We start from the raw sequence: 18276 nt of genomic DNA, 5'->3' as shown, positions 1-18276 counted from the left end.
GTCCCAAATTAGCTACCCTGCGATGTTGAATTGGTGCCCTGTGCTTTTAGGGGCGTAGCGATGTTATGCTCTAACCTCGATGGTTCGAATGATTCCGAAAAGAGGATGCCGTGATTTGCCCGCATTGTCTCAAGACCATAGAGGACGGCTCCTCGTTCTGCCCCTATTGCAATACCTATGTTGGCCCGGGCGATGGCCCCGAGCACACCGAGTTTGTGTTCTGCGAAGGCTGCGGTGCCCGTCTGTCGCCGCATGACCGTACCTGTTCCAAGTGCGGGCGCCCTGCCCCGGGCATTCTATCCGAGGATGCGGCCGCATCCGACCTGGCTGCTGGGCGCACGGCTGGTTTTCCCCGCCTGACGCAGGAGCAGATCGATACCGAGGTGCCCCATGCGCCGGCCTCTGCCGCCGCGGTACTTTCCGATGCCGCCGATCCCAATGAGACCTGCGTGCTGCCGGCTTTCGACAGGGATTTTGGCATTCCCAAGGTCGATATCCCACTGCCGGTGTCCCTTCGTGACGACGCTCAGTCCAAAAATCAAAAACCCAAGCGCAAGGTGCATCCTGACGAGGATGCCTACCACAAGCACAAGCGCCGTATTCCCAAGCCGCTCATCGTCATCGCGTTGCTCGCTACCGTGTGCGGCAGTGCCTATTGGTTTGTGACATCGGACCCCATGGGCGTTATGCCGGGCTTTTACGACCAGTTTGGCCAGGCCGCCAAGACGACGTTCCCCTCGCGCCAGAAGGGCGAGGCTACCGAGGAAGAGGCCAAGTCCGACGATACCGCCGAGGTGGTCCAGGAGGAGACCGTCCTTTCCGACGACCAGCTCTATACCAAGCTCGACGGTCTGTATCAGACCATCGTGTCGTATGGCGACGATGATCAGATCGGCGAGGTTGTCGACTCGTTTAACAGCGGGTACCTGCGCACGCCGCTCTCCACGCGTCAGGAGCTGTCGCAGAGCGCTTATGCCCTGCGCGACCAGATCAAAAATACCCAAGACGAGCTCAACAACCTTAAGGTGCAAGATGATACCGTCTACGCGGAGGATATCGAGCACCTCAAGCAGCTTGCCGAGTGGATGTACGAGCGCGTCGACATGATCTGCCAGAGCTGGGATATCTCGCTGTCCATTCCCGATGGCGAGTCGCTGAGCGCCCGCCAGAGTGAAATCTTGGCGCCCATCGCACAGGGCGGCAACAGCGCCCTTAACCAGTACGATGCCAATGTGAGCGCTTGGAAGCCGCAGCCGCGTTCGTAATTTGTTGCCCTCCGACGGCATAACCTGCGTGCGCAATTGATGGAAGCCTGTGCTTATTGCTACAATTCGTACAAATATGCTTTAAACGCACGAGGAAGGAACCACATGTTTGGTTTTAAGAAAGAGCTTTATACGCCCGAGTACCAGCTCGCTGGTGATGAGTGTGCGATCATCGAGACGTCGAAGGGTACGATCAAGGTCAAATTTGACGGCGAGGGCGCTCCCATCCATGTGGCGAACTTCTGCGAGCTTTCCACCATGGGCTTTTATGACGGCCTTAAGTTTCACCGCTATGTGCCCGGCTTTGTGATCCAGGGCGGCGACCCCAATACCCGCGATATGTCCGGCGCTGACGTCGCCGCCGGCCTTGAGGGCCCCGACGGTATGCCCGGCACCGGTGGCCCCGGCTACTGCATCAAGGGAGAGTTTGCCACCAACCCGCGCAACAGCCATGTGGACGGTGCGCTTGCCATGGCACGTTCCATGGATCCCGATTCCGCGGGCTCCCAGTTCTACTTCTGCCTGGGAGCCCAGCACAATCTGGATTCCGGTTACACCGTCTTTGGCACCACGGTCGAGGGCCTCGACGTGATTTCGCAGCTGCGTGCCGGCGACGAGATCGTCCATGTCGAGATCGTTCACGAGTAAAAGGGGACTTCCTTGAATAGCCAGCTGATTCAACAGGGTCGAGCCGCTTATCGTGCGGGCGACTTTTCTGCAGCCGCTCAGATGCTCGGTGCGGCAAAGACCCCCAGCGAGATCATGGGCGAGGCCGACCATCTGCGTGGCAACGCTCTGATGCACCTGGGTATGTACGCCGAGGCTGCCGAGGCGTACGCGGCTGCCCTCAACGACGGCACCTATGGAAAACGCGGCGCGCTGCTCACCAACCGCGGCAAGGCGCTCGCTGCCGTGGGTGACTATGTGACCGCAGCCCAGGCGTTCTCCGCCGCAACGCAGGATGCTTCCTATGCCACGCCGTTTAAGGCCTATCTGGGTCTTGGCAACGCGCTGTTCCAGTCGGGCGATTTCGCCAATGCAGGCACTGCCTTCCGCCAGGCCGCCATCGATGGCGCCAATCCAGCCCCCGCGGCCGCCCTTGGCGAGCTCGGCCGCTGCTTCATCAAGCTTGGCCGACCGGCGGACGCCGTGGAGACCTACCGCACGGCCATCGACTTTGCCGGTCCGCGCGATGACACGCGTGCGCTTAACGCGGGTATGGGCGAGGCGCTTTCTGCCGCGGGTCGTCCTTCCGAGGCGCTCGATGCCTTTAATGCCGCCACCGCCGACGGCATCTATCAGCTTACGCCCGAGCAGGCCGATGAGCTTGCCCGCGTGCACGATTCACTTGCCGCGCTTTCGGCCCAGACCGCCATGGCCACGGCCCCGGCGCCCGCCATGGATACGACTGCTGTCGATTCGCTCGATCCCACGGGTGCTACTGGCCAGTTTATGCCCGATCCGTCCGACACGGGCTTCTTTACGCTGTCCGAGTCCGAGATGGTCCAGCAGGATCGTCAGGACCGCAAGCAGGCCAAGGTCCGTCGTCGTCATCGCCATACGGGCCTCAAGGTCTTCCTGGTTTTGCTTCTGCTAATTGTTCTTGCCGCGGGCGGTTTGGGCTTTGCCTACACGCGCGGCATGGGTATCCCCTCGCAGGAGTCCGTCATCACCGATCTGTTCCAGGCTGCCGGCGACGGTGATACCGCCAAGGCCGAGTCCTGCCTGGCCTCCAGCCTGTCCGAGGACGCCAAGGCGATGATTATCTCCTCGATCCCGCAGGGCGCCACCGTCTCCATCGAGGGCATGGATCAGTCCATGACCGAGACCACCGCGAAGGTGAAAGCTTCGCTGTCCAAGGGCGGCGAGCAGGAATATACCGTCAAATTCGTGCGCTCCGACAACCATATCGGCTGGGCGGTATCTTCGCTCGACATCGATTTCTCGGCCGCTGACAACCAGTAGTGACCTTATGAGATTTGGCGCTGCCCGGTGCTTCACCGCAAGTGAGGTGCCGGGCTTGCGCTAGTATGATGGGCTAGTAGTTTTCCAGCAATCATCCAACACATCAGGAGTTGCGTTGTTTTCTTTGATGGACATGTTCTTCGGTAGCTATGCGGGCGATCTAGCCATCGACCTCGGCACCGCCAACACGCTTGTCTCCGTGCGCGGCAAGGGCATCGTCATTCGCGAGCCTTCCGTCGTCGCTATCGACAAAAACGATGAGCGCATCCTTGCAGTCGGTATCGAGGCCAAGCGTATGCTTGGCCGTACGCCCGGCAACATTGTGGCCGTGCGTCCTCTTAAGGATGGCGTCATCGCCGACTTCGATGTCACCGAGGCCATGCTTCGCTACTTTATCGATAAGGCTTCCGAGAAGCGCTATCCGTGGACCCCTCGTCCGCGCGTCGTCGTATGCGTTCCCTCTGGTGTCACGTCGGTCGAGAAGCGCGCCGTGTTCGAGGCTACGATTCAGGCAGGTGCCCGCCAGGCCTATCTGATCGAGGAGCCCATGGCCGCGGCTATCGGCGCTGACTTGCCTGTCGAGGAGCCAACCGGCTCCATGGTCATCGATATCGGTGGCGGCACCACCGAGGTTGCCGTTATCGCCATGGGCGGTATCGTCGTGTCGCAGTCCATCCGCATTGCCGGCGACGAGTTCGATCAGGCTATCCTCACGCATGTTCGCGATGCCTACAATTTGGCCATCGGCGAGCGCACGGCCGAGGACATTAAGATTAAGGTCGGCTCTGCCGTGCCGCTCAAGGACGAGCTCGACGTCGAGGTCAATGGCCGCGACGTGATCACGGGCCTGCCCAAGACCGTGCGCATCGAGAGCGAGGAGATTCGTCGTGCGCTCAATAAGCCGCTCGACGAGATGGCCAAGGCCGTTAAGGACGCACTCGACGCCACGCCGCCCGATCTTGCCTCGGATCTTATGTACTACGGCATTCTGTTGACCGGCGGCGGAGCGCTGCTGCGCGGCCTCGACGTCCGCTTGCGCGACGAGACAGGCGTTTCGGTCAACGTGAGCCCCACGGCGCTCGACAACGTCGTAAACGGTTGCGCTCGCGTGCTCGAGGCCAACGCGTTTGACGGCGGTTTCGTCCAGACCAATGCTTAATTTCCAAAAGGTGGATTCCATTTGGCACGATCTTCGGGTTTCTCTTCAAATCTGAATACCAAACGACAATCAACGGGTATGCGCCCGTTGATTGTTTTCAGCCTGATTTCTGTGTTGCTGCTCACGTTTTACATTCGAGAGGGCGAGGCCGGGCCGATACATGCTGTGCGCTCGGGCGTCACGACAATCACCTCTCCGGTGCGTTTTGTTGGCTCGGCGGTGGCGGCGCCATTCAATGCCATCGGCAACGTGTTCTCCAACCTCACCGCTTCCCAGGAGTCGCTCGACGACCTTAAAAAGCAAAACGAGGTCCTCACTTCCAAGGTCGCGGAGCTTTCCGAGGCCCAAAAGACCGCTGAGCGCCTTGAGGGTCTTGTGGGCCTGCAGTCGACCTATAACCTCAAGTCCACTGCGGCTCGTATTGTCGGAGCCTCGGGTGACGCTTGGACGTCGACCGTCACCATCGATAAGGGTTCTGCCGACGGGCTTACCATCAACATGCCCGTGACGAGCTCGGCCGGCGTCATCGGCCAGATTATCGAGGTTTCGGCCAAGACATCGACCGTGCGCCTGATTGGCGACGAGAACTCTGGTGTGTCCGCCATGGTGCAGGACACGCGCGCACAAGGCATGCTACAGGGCCAGCCCGATGGCACGCTGCGTCTTGAGTACGTGAGCGTCGACTCCGATGTTAAGGTTGGCGATATCATCGTGACCTCGGGCATCGGTGGCGTGTTCCCCAAGGGACTGCCGCTTGGCACCGTGTCTTCGGTCGAGAAGTCGGCTAACGACGTGTACTACACCATTGTGGTGCGTGCGCAGACCACGGCCGAAAATAACGAGGAAGTGCTCGTCATCACCTCGCTCACCGACGAGCAGTCGGCTTCGGACGAGGACGTGAGCTCGGCCAATAGTGCCCCGCAGGGCTCGTCGCGCGATGCCGCGACTCAGTCTAAGGACGAGAAATCGGATGATGATTCCGACACGGCCGAAGCGTCCGATTCTGGATCGAGCGAATAGGGAGGCATGTCCATGGATCTACACGAGCAGGGGACTGGCTCCCGCGCCTTTGCAATCGCCGCTATCGTCTGCGTGCTGCTGCAGGCGGGACTGGCACCGCAAATCTCCATCGCGGGCGGCCGCGTCAACTTTATGATTATTTTGGTGTGCCTGGCCGTGTTTTCGGGCGACCCTACGCGTGCCGTCGTGTGCGGCTTTTGCAGCGGTCTGTTTTACGACCTTTCCGCCGCCGTGCCGGTGGGCGTTATGTCGCTGCTGCTGACCGTGGGCAGTTTTGCTTTGGTGCACAGCGCGGCTGGTCAGACGGGCGGCTCGCCGAGCGCGCGCGGCATTACCGTGGGCGCCTTTGCGCTTGCCATCAACGTGGTCTACAGCATTATCTTGCTGTTTATGGGTCTGGAGACGAGCTTTGTGGTGGCCATCTTTGGGCACGCTCTGCCGTCCTCGATCCTGACGGGCTTGATTGCCATTCCGTTTTTGATGTCCGGTGCCGCTCCGCAGTCTGGCCATGGGTTCTCCGCGCGCGGTGGGCGTCAGACGGGCATGCGCTTTAAGCCCAAGACCCGTAAGCTCAAATAGGGGAGGCCTCAAGATGTCTTCCCAGTTGACGGTTGTTGTCGCCGGTATCGCGCTGGTCGTGGCCATTGTGGTCGCGCTGGTCATCATGCGCCGCGGCGACTCCCGCTTTACCTACGACACACAGCACGGAACGGCCCCGCGCGCCACCGAGGGCGAGGGCAATACGGCCGCCACGGCCTTCAAGGGCCGTTTTTCCATCCTCACCACGGGCGTAGGTGCCATGTTTGCCGCGCTTGCCGTTAAGCTGTGGGGCATGCAGATGGTCTCGTCGGACTACTACGACAAGCAGGCCAAGAGCAATCAGACCCGTACCGTTACCACGCCGGCCGTGCGTGGCCGTATCTTGGACCGCAACGGCGTCGCACTGGTGCAAAACCGCCCCTCGCTCGCCGTCGTCGCCTATCGCGATCTTGCCGACGACAAGGTGCTGGTGCGTCATCTTGCCAACGTGCTCGGCATGCCGTATGTCGCGGTGCTGCGCAACATCCAGGACAATTCCGAGGGCGCGCAGAGCCTGCATACGATCGCGACTGACGTGCGCCGCTCTACCGTCGCCTACATTCAGGAGCACGCCGGTGAGTTTCCCGGCGTGAAGATCGCCGAGCGCACCGAGCGCCAGTACCCGTATGGCGAGACCGCCTGCCATATTTTGGGCTATACCGGCACCATTACCTCCGAGCAGCTCGAGGCGCAGAACAAGAAGTCGTCGGACGGCAACGAAAGCGCGGCTGGCCAGATCTCGTATCAATCGGGCGATATTGTGGGTCAGGCGGGCGTAGAGATTTACTACGAAAATCTGCTGCAGGGCATTCGCGGTGAGCAGACCGTGAAAGTTGACGCCTCGGGTAACGTTACCGGTCAAGCCGGCGCCGTTCCCGCCAAGGCCGGTTCTGACATTAAGCTTACGCTCGATCTTAAGATTCAACAGGCCTGCGAGACGGCTCTGGCGAATGCCATTGAGCTTGCCAAGACTACGGGCCATAGCAATGCCGGCAACGGTGCCGTGGTGTGCCTTGACCCCAACAACGGCGAGATCCTGGGCATGGCAAGCGAACCCAAGTTTGATCCTTCTGTCTTTATCGGCGGCGTTTCCAATGACGTGTGGACCGAGCTTAACGATGACGAGGGCTCGCATCCGCTGCTCAACCGCGCCATTAGCGGCCAGTACATGTCCGCCTCGACCATCAAACCCCTCTCGGCGTTGGCTGGCCTCGAATTTGGCACGTACACTTCGAGTCAAACGACCAACTGCACGGGATATTGGACCGGCTTGGGCAAATCTTGGGGAAAGTACTGCTGGCTGCACTCCGGCCACGGCACGATGACGCTGCAGTCCGGTATCGCCAACTCCTGCGACCCCGTGTTCTACGATATGGGCAAGGCCTTTTTCTACAACGACCAGCATCCCGAAGGCCTGCAAGAGGTCTTTCGCCGTTGGGGCCTGGGCAAGACCTGCGGCATCGACCTGCCGAGTGAGGGTGCGGGCCGCATTCCCGATGCCGAGTGGAAAGAGTCGTACTTTACCGACGCCTCGGCCGAGGACCGCAAGTGGAATGCCGGCGATATGACCAACATCGCCATCGGCCAGGGCGACATTCTGGTGACACCCCTGCAGATGGCCTGCGCCTACATGGGTATTGCCAACGGCGGCAAACAGTATGTGCCGCATGTGTTCTTGTCTGCTGTCTCGCGTGATGGCGACGGCGATGCCTACAAGTACAACGGCAAGGGCAAAAAGAAGCGCCTTGAGGCCCAAATTAACAACGATGCCGATCTTGCGCTGGTCCGCAACGGCATGCACGATGTGATTTACTCGGCGTCGACTTCGACCGCCGCGCACTTTAACTCCCTGACCCCTACGGTCTACGGCAAGTCCGGCACGGGCGAGAAGAGCGGCGAGGACGATTACGCGTGGTTTTGCGCCTACGCGCCGGCCGATGACCCCAAGTACGTGATCGCCACTGTCTTGGAACAGGGCGGTGGCGGCTCCGATACCGCGCTGCACGTTGTGCGCGATGTCCTCGGTGCGATTTATGACGAGCCCGACACGTCGACGGCCACGGGCGATTCCTCGGTTCGATAGGAGGTTGCGATGGACTTTTCGCCGGCGGACCTGTTCCGCTCAACCAAAACCGGCTCTCGCAGCAGCCTGGACCGCGTCAACAAGCAGATTTCCGCATCGCGCGGAACGTTTCGCCAAAAGGTGCACGTCGGCGTGCTGTTGGCGACTGTGGCGCTCGTCACCTATGGCGCCATTATTATCTGGTCCGCCTCGCAGTTTAAAGCCGATGCCTCGTTCTCGCGTCACCTGCTGGGTATCGGTATTGGCGCGGTGCTGGCGGTGCTCGTCTGGCGCACCGACCTGCGCGGCATTTCCAACTTTTCGACGGCCCTGCTCGTCATCGATCTCATCGTGATCTTCTCGCCTAAGATTCCGGGCCTGTCCTACACGGGCGGCTTGGGAATGACGGGTTGGATCAAGATTCCCGGTATCGGTTTAACATTCCAGCCCGTTGAGCTTGCCAAGCTCATCACCATCTTCTTTATGGCCACGCTTGGCTCGCAGTACAACGGGCGCATCGATACCGCTCGCGACTACATTAAGCTCTGCGGCATGCTGTCCGTTCCGTTTTTGGCCGTCGTCGCCATGGGCGATTTGGGCTCGGGTCTGGTCGTGCTGGTGTCGGGCGCCATCGTCATCTGCATGAGCGGTGCGCGCCGCGAATGGGTGCTGTCGACTTTGGCTCTGCTCGTGGGTTTGGTGGCGCTCGTCCTGGCGCTCGATTCGGTCTTCGATTCGCTGCTCGGTCATGATGTGCTCATTAAGCAGTACCAGATGAATCGTCTGACGGTCTTTATCGACCCCGACAACGCCGATTCGGACGATGCGTATAACCTGCAGCAGTCGTTGATCGCGGTCGGCTCGGGCGGTTTCTTTGGTAAGGGCCTGGGGCATGCGACGCAGTCGGCCGGCGGCTTCCTGCCCGAGTTCCATACCGACTTCGTCTTCGCCTTTTTGTCAGAGACGTTCGGCTTCTGCGGTTCCTTTTTGTTGCTGTGCCTGTACGTGCTGCTCATCTTCTCGACGATCCGCGTCGCCTTTAAGTGCGAGTCTCTGTTTCTACGCTTGTCATGCGTGGGTATTGTCGGCATGTGGGCATTTCAGACGTTCGAGAACATTGGCATGTGCATTGGCATGATGCCGATTACCGGTATTCCGCTGCCGTTCATTAGCTTTGGTTCGTCGTCGATGATGATTCAGTTGTTGACGGTGGGTATCGTACAATCCATATGGCGGCATCGTTCGGGCGCCGCGTAACCGCTGGAGGGGTTTGCCATGAAGATTCCCGTGGAAAAGCTGACTCGCGCTTTTAAAATGGGCGCAACCACCAAGAGGGATTCCGATACGCCGGTGCGCGTTTCGGTCTACCTGGATTCGACCGCCTCGCGTTTTTTGGTCGAGACGGTGCGCGATGCCTTTGTGCCGCAGACGACGTCGGGTATTGTGCGCGTTGAGCGCCTGGGGGAGGAGCGAATCGTCCCCAAGACCGATACCGACGTGGTGCTGGTGCTTTCGTGCGGATCTGAGCGCCTTGAGAGTGCTGTACAGGAGCTCGTCATTGCCGGTGCGCCCGTGTGCGTGCTGGCCGAGTCCGCTGTCGAGGTGCCTTTTATCCAGGAGTCCACGCCCATGCTCGGCGTGGTAGCGGCCACCGATAAGACGTATCTGCTCGAGACACTCGCCCGCTGGATCCTGGACCGTACGGAAAAGGAGACGGCCTTTGCGGCGAACTTTGCCTTTATGCGCATCGCCGCCGCCAACCGCATCATCACCTCGTGCGCGCTTACCAATATGGCGACGGGCGCGCTGGTGTTTTTGCCGGGGGCCGATTATCCCGTTATGGCGCTGGCGCAGGTTGGCATGCTCTTTGAGCTTGCGGCCATCTTTGGACGCGGCATTAAGCCCGAGCGAGGCTACGAGGTCGCGGGCGTGCTTGCCGGCGGCTTGGTAATGCGCGCCGTCACTCGCGCCCTGGTAAAGCAGACGCCGCATATCGGCTTTGCCGTCAAGGCACTCTCCGCCGCCGCGGGCACCTATGTCATGGGTCGTGCGCTCGTGTCTCTCTACGAGCGCGATATCGACTACAGCCGTGCCAACGAGGTGGTTGCCGCCACGTTCTCGCGCGTCCGCGACCTGGTGACCACGGTTGCCGGCGCTACCCGTCCCATGAATCCTTTTGAGGATGCATCCGATCTCGCTGCTTAGGGGTTTCTTTTGCGCGTTCCATACCAAGACTGTTTTCATTTGATCGAGCCGCTGCTCGCGAAGGTCGAAAAGCCGAGTCGCTATATCGACCACGAGTGGGGTACGCTCTCCAAGGCCGATGCCGACTATCGTTGCTGCATGATTTACCCGGACGTGTACGAGGTCGGCCTGCCCAACCAGGGTATCGCCATCCTGTACAACATCCTTAACCAGGCCGAGGGCATCTCCTGTGAGCGCGGTTATGTGCCGTGGCCCGATATGGGCGATGCCATGCGCGAGGCCGGTATCCCGCTGCTGTCGCTCGAGGGCGCAGCGCCCGTGGCCTCGTTTGATATCGTCGGTATGCACGTGCCGCACGAGATGGCCGTGACAAACTTTCTCGAGGCGCTCGACCTCGCCGGCATTCCGCTGCTGGCTGCTGACCGCACCGAGGACGATCCCATCATCGTCGCCGGCGGACCTTCGGTTTATAACCCCGAGCCGTATGCGGCCTTCTTCGATGCCATCCTGATTGGCGAGGGTGAGGAGTCGCTGCTCGAGATCTGCCACCTGCATCGCCGCCTGCGTGACGAGGGCGTCCCGCGCGCCCAGATTGTCGAGCGGCTCGCGACCGTCTCCGGTACCTACGTGCCGTCGCTGTACGAGGTGCGCTATGACGAACCCTGCTCACCGCACGGCTATACCGTGCCGCGCGAGGGTAAGGACGTGCCGCCGGTGGTCTACAAGCGCGTCGTCGAGGACTTTGGCGCTACCAATCCATTGTCGCAGTCTTGCGTGCCCTATGCGCAGCTCGTTCACGATCGCCTGTCTATCGAGATCCTGCGCGGCTGCGCTCGCGGTTGCCGTTTTTGCCAGGCCGGCATGACGTATCGCCCGGTGCGCGAGCGCTCGGCCGACCAGATCGTGTCCTCGGTGATCCAGGGCCTGGAAAAGACCGGCTATGACGAGGTGTCGCTTACCTCGCTTTCGACCACCGATCACTCCTGCATCCGCGACGTGCTCGGTCGCCTTAACCGCCGCCTGGAAGATACGGGCATTCGCGTGTCCATTCCCTCGCAGCGCCTGGATTCGTTTGGCGTGGATATGGCTGAGTCGGTCGCCGGAGAAAAGAAGGGCGGCCTGACGTTTGCCCCCGAGGCCGGTAGCCAGCGCATGCGCGACATCATCAACAAGAACGTGACCGAGGAGGACGTGGACCGCGCGGCCAAGGCGGCCTTCGAGGCCGGCTGGAACCGCATGAAGCTCTACTTTATGATGGGTCTTCCCGGTGAGCGCGATGAGGATATCGTGGCCATCGCCAACCTGGCCGACCATGTGCTCGAGCTCGGCCGCTCCGTGGTACCCAAGGCGCGCCGCGGCTCCATCTCGGTGTCCATCTCGGTGTCGGTGTTTATTCCCAAGGCCGCCACGCCTTTCCAGTGGTGCCCGCAGCTCGATTACGACGACGTCAAACGCCGCCAGAAGCTCCTCATTACGAGCGTTCGCAACCGTGCGGTCCGCGTGCACTACCACGATGCCGAGACCTCGCTTATCGAGGCGGCGCTGTCTCGTGCAGGCCGCGACATGACGCCGGTCATCATTGACGCCTGGCGTGCCGGTTCGCGTTTTGACGCCTGGGTGGAGCATTTCTCGCTCGATAACTGGAAGGAGGCCGCGGCCAAAAACGGCATCGACCTCAACGAGCTCGTGCACCTGCCCTACGAGCTGGACTGGCACCTGCCCTGGGAGCACGTGAGCCCCGGCTGCTCGCGCGGCTTCCTCGAGCGCGAGTACCGTCGCTCGCTGGAGGGTGTCACGACGCCCGACTGCACCCGCACGTCGTGCACCGGCTGCGGAATCTGCCCCACGCTCCACGCCAAGAACGTATTGGTGGGTGATCGCGCATGAGTGAGCGCTTGACCGACAACCCCACGCTCTTTAGGCTTCGCGTTCGCTACGGCAAGCGCGATCGTCTCAAGTACCTGGGCCATTTGGAACTAATCCATACCATTGAGCGTATCGTGCGTCGTGCGGGGCTGCCCTATGCCGTGACGCAGGGTTTCTCGCCGCATATGCGTGTGGGCTTTTCGTCGGCGTTGCCCGTGGGCACGTCGTCGACCTGCGAGTGGTATGACCTGTTTATGACCGAGTTCGTCGCGCTCGACGAGGCCTTTGGGCGCCTGGCCGCGGCATCTCCGGCCGATTTGGCGCCCATCGAGGCCGCCTACATCGACGTGCGCACGCCGGCGCTCACGGCCCAGCTCACGCGCCTGTCGTACCGCATCGACCTGCACCTGGACCCTGAGGCGCCGGTCGCTGTCGACGAGGTGCGTCGCGCAATCGACACGTTGCGTGCGGGCCACGGCATCGACTATGCGCGCGGCAAAAAGAGCAAGCGCCTGGACTTGGACCATACGCTTGTGGGCTACGAGCTTAAGGCGGGGGAGCGCCCGGACCATCTGGTGCTCATGCTCGACACCCATGCCGACAACGAGGGCTCCATGCGTCCGGAAATTTTGCTTTCTGCTGCTGATGTTTTGTTGCAGGGCTTGACCCCGGGCGTCGATGCACCTATTGTTTCCACCGGTATGCAAGACCTCGTGACCATCTGCTCCTACGATGTCGAGCGTCAGAATCAAGCATGCGAAGACGACGAGGGCCGACTCGTCAGCCCCATACCTGTGCGAACTTGTGGATTTGCTCCACATACTCGTTGACGGGGGTATTATCGCCTGCTACTATATTCGGCTGTTGCACTAACTGATGCATGAAGGGCAAGTAAACATGTACGCAATCGTTAACACGGGCGGCAAGCAGTACAAGGTCGCCACCGACGATGTCATCACCGTCGAGAAGATCGAGGGCAATGAGGGCGACAAGGTCACCCTGCCGGTCATCTTCCTCAACGATGGTAAGAAGATCGTCACCGATCCCGACAAGCTGGCCAAGGCCAAGGTTACCGCTCAGATCGTTGAGCAGTTCAAGGGCGAGAAGCAGCTGGTCTTCAAGTTCCACAAGCGTAAGCGCTATCGTCGTCTGAAGGGTCACCGTCAGCAGCTCACCAAGCTGAAGATCGTGAAGGTTCAGGCTACTTCCCGCGCCAAGAAGGCTGTCAAGGCAGAGGCTGAGGCTGTTGCCGAGGCTCCCGTCGCCGAGTAGATTACACTCGTAACGAAAGAGTAGGTATACACAATGGCACACAAAAAAGGACTCGGTTCCTCCCGTAATGGCCGTGACTCCCGCGGTCAGCGCCTTGGCACGAAGCGCTTCGCCGGCCAGACGGTAACCACGGGCACGATTCTCGTCCGTCAGCATGGCACGCACATCCACCCGGGTGCGAACGTTGGCCGTGGCAAGGACGACACGCTGTTCGCGCTGGTCGACGGTACCGTTGAGTTCCACAAGGGTATCAAGCACAGGGTCAGCGTACGCCCGCTCGCGAACGCGTAATTCACCCTTCATAGAGCACATATGTGGGAGGCACTTGAGTTTTAGGATTCAAGGGTCTCCCTCTTTTTTGTAGGAGGCGATTCTGTTGTCACAGTTCACCGATATCAGCCGCATTAACGTTTGCGGCGGCGACGGCGGAGCCGGATGCATGTCGTTTAGGCGCGAGGCATTTGTTCCCAAGGGCGGCCCCGATGGCGGCGACGGCGGTCGTGGCGGCAATGTCGTCATCCAGGCCGATGCTCAGCTGTCTTCGCTGATCGATTACCGCTTTAAGCACCACTTCCGTGCCGAGCGCGGCACGCACGGCCAGGGTGCCCGTCGCAATGGCAAGAGCGGCGAGGACCTGATTTTGAAAGTTCCCATGGGCACCGTAGTCCGCGAGCTCGATCCCGAGACGCAGACCCCGATGTTCGAGATTGCCGACCTGGTGCACGATGGCGAGCGCGTTGTCGTGGCGCCCGGTGGGGCCGGCGGTCTGGGCAACACCCACTTTGTGACGTCGGTGCGCCGCGCGCCCGCGTTTGCCCAGCTGGGTGAGCCTGCCGAGGAGCACTGGATCGAGCTCGAGATGAAACTTATGGCCGATGCCGCGCTCGTGGGCTTTCCCTCGGTGGGCAAGTCCTCGCTCATCGCGCGTATGAGCGCCGCCCGTCCCAAGATCGCCGACTACCCGTTTACCACGCTCGTGCCCAATCTGGGCATGGTGCGTGCCGGTGAATATTCTTACGTCGTTGCCGACGTCCCCGGACTCATCGAGGGTGCGAGTGAAGGCAAGGGCCTGGGTCACCAGTTCCTGCGCCATATTGAGCGCACTGCTTTGATTATGCACGTTGTCGATATGACGGGCGGTTTTGAGGATCGCGATCCGGTTGAGGACTATCGCATCATTAACCGTGAGCTCGAGCAGTATGGTGCCGAGCTCTCGGAGCGCCCGCAGATCGTCGTCGCCAACAAGTGCGATGCGCCGGGCACGGCCGACAAGATTGCCGACCTTAAGCGCGCGGCGCTCGACGATGGCCACATGTTTTTTGCCGTTTCCGCCGTTACGGGTGCCGGCCTCAACACGCTGATGCTTGCCGTGGGCGAGCAGGTGGCTAAGCTCCGCGCGGAGCTTGCGGTTTCCGATGAGCCTGTCGATTTGCGCGATGAGGAGTGGGAGCGTCGCCGCCTGCAGCGCGAGAAGCGCTTCCGCATTGTTGAGGAAGAGCCGGGTGCTTTCCGCGTGGTTGGTCGCGCGATCGAGCGCATGGTCATCCAGACCGACTGGGAAAACGAGGAAGCTGTCATCTACCTGCAGCATAAGTTTGCGCGCATGGGTGTCGACGACGCGCTCGAGAAGGCCGGCTGCCGTGCGGGCGACGAGGTTCGCATTTGCCAGCGCGCCTTTGACTTTGAGGGCGCCGAGGACTTCTCGGAGTTCGAGGACGAGCTCGAGGATGCTGGCGTTGAGGTTATTGACGTAGCGGCCGAGGATGTGGACGTGGCTCATGTCGCCGAGGGCTCCGAAGGCGCTACCGAAGTCGACGTTATTGAGACCCCGGAGGGCGAGTAGGCCATGTCGCTGCGCGGTGGAATCGGATTGCCAGAGCTGCCTATCAAGGATGGGCACGAGTTTCGGCTTGGCATTATGGGCGGCACCTTTGACCCGATTCATTACGGGCACTTGGTTACCGCCGAGCAGGCTCGCGAGTCGCTCGACTTGGACGCTGTGCTTTTTATGCCGGCCGGCTCTCCTGCCTTTAAGCTCGACAAACCGGTGACGCCTGCTGAGGACCGTTATGCCATGACGGTCCTCGCGACTGCCGCGAACCCGGCCTTTTTGGCAAGCCGCTTCGAGATCGATCGTGCCGGTGTCACCTATACAGCCGATACGCTGCGTGCCCTTCGCGAGTTTTACCCGCCACAGGTGAAGCTTTACTTTATTACGGGTGCCGATGCGATTATCGATATTGTGACCTGGCACAATGCTGATGAGATTGCCGAACTGGCAACCTTTATCGCTGCGACGCGTCCCGGCTTTGACATCGATACGGCCCGGTCGAGGATTAAGGAATCGGGACTGCCATTCGATGTGCGCTATATTCAGATTCCGGCGCTGGCTATTAGCTCGACCAACATTCGCAAGCGGGTTGCCCGCGGCATGAGCGTGCGCTATCTTACGAGCGAGTCCGTGCTCGGCTATATCCGTAAACGCGGCCTGTATGCCGATCTTGGGCAAGACGATTTTGATTGACGGGGGGAAACGTTGTCGGTAGAAGATCAGTTTGAGGGCGACGAGCGCGCGCTCTTGACGCGTATCCACGAGTTGCTCGATGTGCGCATGAAGGATAAGCGTAAGCGCTACGTGCATTCGCTCGGGGTTGCCGAGACGGCGCTGCACCTAGCCGAGGTATACGGTGTCGACCGCTTTGATGCCGCTGCCGCCGGCCTGATCCATGACTGGGACAAAGTGCTCTCCGACGACGAGCTGGTCACGCGCGCTCTGCATTACGGCATTAAGATTGCCGGCTCTCCGTCTGCCGCGACGCCGCTTTTGCATGGCCCGGTTGCCGCCTATGAGCTTCCGCAGCTTTTTCCCGAGCTGTCGCCGGCGGTCTTTCAGGCTGTCGACCGTCACACCGTGGGCGCTTGCGACATGACGCCGCTCGATATGGTGGTCTTTGTGGCCGATGCCATCGAACCCAACCGCCACGGCGATTATGCCCATGCGCTGCGCAAGATGGTGGGGAAGTCCTCGCTCGACGAGTTGTTCTTCTCCTGTTTTGCGCAGGGTCTGGTCTATGTGATCCAGTCCGGGCGCTATCTTTATCCCACGGCTATTACGATTTACAACCATTACGCCCAGCTGCGCTAGCTCGGGTGCGTCTAGAAAGAGGTATTCCATGGCCGATGAGACCATGACCGACGAGCAGATTCTTGAAGGTGCGGAGCACAAGAGTTTCGTGGCCACGTCCGACCGCACTGCCGCGACGCTCTCCGCCAGCGGTGTCGCCGCCGAGGATGTCGCCCGCGCTGCCGCGCAGGCCGCCTACGACAAGAAAGGCGAGGACGTTCAGGTGCTCGACCTGACTGAGCTTTCCGATGTGTGCGACTACTTTGTCCTTGCTACCGGCACCAACAACCGCCAGGTTGATTCCATCGTCGACGAGATTGAGGAGAAAGTCGCCGAGGCTTGCGGCGAGCACCCGTTTTCCATTGAGGGCCGCGAGCAGAAGACCTGGATGCTCATGGACTACGGTTCGGTTGTCGTCCACGTCTTCACTCCCGAGGCACGTGAGTTCTACCGCCTCGAAAAGCTCTGGGGCGACGCTCCCCAGCTCTCCCTGGACCTCCTCTAGTAGCTCATTTGGGACGGGGCTTTTTTAGCTACCCTCAAGTATTTCGCCGGGCAGTCGCGTTTTTCCGCGGCCGCCCGGCTTTCTTTTTGCCCAAAAGTAGCTAATTTGGGACGGGGCTTTTTTAGCTACTACCTACCGTTCGCCGAACATCGCGATTTATAGCTCCCAGTACGTTTTTTTCTACTCTGGCTCGGGTAACGTAATTGTCATCTGTAGAGGAGGGGATGCGTATGACTCGGACTGCGCGAGAAATCTCTGTATATGGTTTTTACCATGTCGTCCAAAAGGGATGTGCCGACCAACTCATATTTGAGGATGACGAAGATCGGCTCTATCTGATTCGGCTGATTGCTTCGAAATGCCAGAAGTTTAAAGTGGATGTCATCGCGTGGTGCCTTATGGATAACCATATTCATCTTCTGCTTGACGACGAGCATGTTCATCTGAGCGATTGCATGCATTCGATTACGACGGCGTATGCCATGTATTTCAACTCAAAGACAGGCAGGAAGGGGCCTGTTTTCCAGGATCGATTTAAGAGTGTGCCGATCCTCGATGATGATCAGCTGCTCAACTGCGTGAGATACATTCACGACAATCCCGCGAAGGCGAGGATTGGGACCGCTTCGCTGTATCGATGGAGCAGCTTTCGCGAGTATATGGGATATCCGGGTATCTGCAAAACGGATTGCGTTCTCGGGTTGCTCGGTGACTCTCAGAGATTTTTTGCCTTCAGCACCTCGGGTGAGCCCAATCGCTATTGCTTCCGTGACGGCGCTCATGTGAGCGACACAGATGCGCTGGAGTTTGCGCAGGCTCTTCTTAAGCCGTACGAGCCTCATCACCTTAAGGCTTTGCCAAAGGGGGCGCGCGATGCCTGCATTCGTACTTTGAAGAGCGAGGGCTTTTCGATTAAACAGATCGTCCGCCTTACGGGCATTGGACACTGCACCATACAAAAGGTCAAAGTCAAAAAATAACTCATTTTGGACGAGGTCTGTGTTGCGACCGCGTCAGGTATGGGTTGGGTAGCTAATTTGGGACGGGGCTATTTTAGCTAACCCTGCAAATCGGTTGAGTTTTATTCCGGCCCCGGGTGATTCGCTGCCAGCTGAAGGGTAGCTAAAAAAGCCCCGTCCCAAATTGAACTGCACCCCAAAACCTGGACGGCTTAAATAAGAACTACGCCGCAAGGGACTGTCTCCGGAACTCCTCCGGGGTCAGTCCCTTCAGTTTAACCTGGCGCCTCCTCGT

At 60.1% G+C, this 18276-nt stretch carries 19 protein-coding genes; 18 read left to right on the top strand and 1 reads right to left on the bottom strand.

The window, feature by feature from the left end; genetic code table 11:
• Positions 1-110: 110 nt before the first annotated feature.
• The 18 genes from ACTM86_RS07650 (at position 111) to ACTM86_RS07565 (ending at position 18002) form a co-directional block, all read left to right on the top strand.
• Positions 111-1265 carry a zinc ribbon domain-containing protein gene (locus ACTM86_RS07650; protein WP_441016840.1) on the top strand — a complete coding sequence of 385 codons (1155 nt, stop codon included), beginning with the start codon at positions 111-113 and terminating at the stop codon, positions 1263-1265.
• Between the two features lie 105 nt (positions 1266-1370).
• Positions 1371-1913, top strand: a complete 543-nt coding sequence (locus ACTM86_RS07645) for a peptidylprolyl isomerase (protein ID WP_154516178.1) — start codon at positions 1371-1373, stop codon at positions 1911-1913.
• A gap of 12 nt (positions 1914-1925) precedes the next feature.
• Positions 1926-3230: a tetratricopeptide repeat protein gene (locus tag ACTM86_RS07640; protein ID WP_427726917.1), complete on the top strand. Its 1305-nt coding sequence runs from the start codon at positions 1926-1928 to the stop codon at positions 3228-3230.
• A gap of 127 nt (positions 3231-3357) precedes the next feature.
• A complete protein-coding gene (locus ACTM86_RS07635) occupies positions 3358-4389 on the top strand; it encodes a rod shape-determining protein (RefSeq protein ID WP_006236061.1) in 1032 nt (343 codons plus the stop codon).
• Between the two features lie 78 nt (positions 4390-4467).
• A complete protein-coding gene (mreC, locus tag ACTM86_RS07630) occupies positions 4468-5409 on the top strand; it encodes a rod shape-determining protein MreC (protein ID WP_441016843.1) in 942 nt (313 codons plus the stop codon).
• Positions 5410-5421: 12 nt separating this feature from the next.
• On the top strand, positions 5422-5988 hold the full coding sequence (locus ACTM86_RS07625) for a hypothetical protein (protein ID WP_441016846.1): 567 nt from the start codon (positions 5422-5424) through the stop codon (positions 5986-5988).
• Positions 5989-6001: 13 nt separating this feature from the next.
• Positions 6002-8071, top strand: a complete 2070-nt coding sequence (mrdA, locus tag ACTM86_RS07620; RefSeq protein ID WP_154516187.1) for a penicillin-binding protein 2 — start codon at positions 6002-6004, stop codon at positions 8069-8071.
• A gap of 9 nt (positions 8072-8080) precedes the next feature.
• Entirely contained in the window at positions 8081-9307 is a 1227-nt protein-coding gene (locus ACTM86_RS07615; RefSeq protein WP_154516190.1) for an FtsW/RodA/SpoVE family cell cycle protein, read from the top strand.
• Between the two features lie 18 nt (positions 9308-9325).
• Positions 9326-10255: a YcjF family protein gene (locus ACTM86_RS07610; RefSeq protein ID WP_441016849.1), complete on the top strand. Its 930-nt coding sequence runs from the start codon at positions 9326-9328 to the stop codon at positions 10253-10255.
• 9 nt (positions 10256-10264) lie between these two features.
• A complete protein-coding gene (locus ACTM86_RS07605; protein ID WP_441016852.1) occupies positions 10265-12142 on the top strand; it encodes a TIGR03960 family B12-binding radical SAM protein in 1878 nt (625 codons plus the stop codon).
• The gene (locus tag ACTM86_RS07600; RefSeq protein ID WP_441016854.1) at positions 12139-12951 is read left to right on the top strand and encodes a TIGR03936 family radical SAM-associated protein; all 813 of its coding nucleotides are present in this window, start codon (positions 12139-12141) and stop codon (positions 12949-12951) included. The genes ACTM86_RS07605 and ACTM86_RS07600 overlap by 4 nt, the downstream gene beginning before the upstream one ends.
• Positions 12952-13018: 67 nt before the next feature.
• On the top strand, positions 13019-13393 hold the full coding sequence (rplU, locus tag ACTM86_RS07595) for a 50S ribosomal protein L21 (RefSeq protein ID WP_035138585.1): 375 nt from the start codon (positions 13019-13021) through the stop codon (positions 13391-13393).
• 33 nt (positions 13394-13426) lie between these two features.
• Positions 13427-13684 (top strand): 50S ribosomal protein L27, encoded by a 258-nt coding sequence (gene rpmA / locus ACTM86_RS07590; protein ID WP_154516202.1) that lies wholly within the window; start codon positions 13427-13429, stop codon positions 13682-13684.
• A gap of 85 nt (positions 13685-13769) precedes the next feature.
• Positions 13770-15236, top strand: a complete 1467-nt coding sequence (obgE, locus tag ACTM86_RS07585) for a GTPase ObgE (RefSeq protein WP_441016857.1) — start codon at positions 13770-13772, stop codon at positions 15234-15236.
• A 3-nt stretch (positions 15237-15239) separates the two neighbouring features.
• The gene (nadD, locus tag ACTM86_RS07580) at positions 15240-15917 is read left to right on the top strand and encodes a nicotinate-nucleotide adenylyltransferase (protein ID WP_154516208.1); all 678 of its coding nucleotides are present in this window, start codon (positions 15240-15242) and stop codon (positions 15915-15917) included.
• Positions 15918-16004: 87 nt separating this feature from the next.
• Entirely contained in the window at positions 16005-16538 is a 534-nt protein-coding gene (gene yqeK, locus ACTM86_RS07575; protein WP_427718844.1) for a bis(5'-nucleosyl)-tetraphosphatase (symmetrical) YqeK, read from the top strand.
• A 28-nt stretch (positions 16539-16566) separates the two neighbouring features.
• Positions 16567-17022 carry a ribosome silencing factor gene (gene rsfS / locus ACTM86_RS07570; protein ID WP_427726898.1) on the top strand — a complete coding sequence of 152 codons (456 nt, stop codon included), beginning with the start codon at positions 16567-16569 and terminating at the stop codon, positions 17020-17022.
• Between the two features lie 230 nt (positions 17023-17252).
• The gene (locus ACTM86_RS07565) at positions 17253-18002 is read left to right on the top strand and encodes a transposase (protein WP_195838550.1); all 750 of its coding nucleotides are present in this window, start codon (positions 17253-17255) and stop codon (positions 18000-18002) included.
• A 202-nt stretch (positions 18003-18204) separates the two neighbouring features.
• On the opposite strand, the gene ACTM86_RS07560 is transcribed toward ACTM86_RS07565, so the two are convergent.
• On the bottom strand, positions 18205-18276 hold a 72-nt coding region (locus ACTM86_RS07560; protein ID WP_441015707.1), incomplete at its 5' end, for an IS3 family transposase.

The organism is Collinsella sp. HCP3S3_E11 (genome assembly GCF_052067375.1).
GTDB lineage: Bacteria > Actinomycetota > Coriobacteriia > Coriobacteriales > Coriobacteriaceae > Collinsella.
This window is presented reverse-complemented; position numbering and strand designations above follow the sequence as displayed.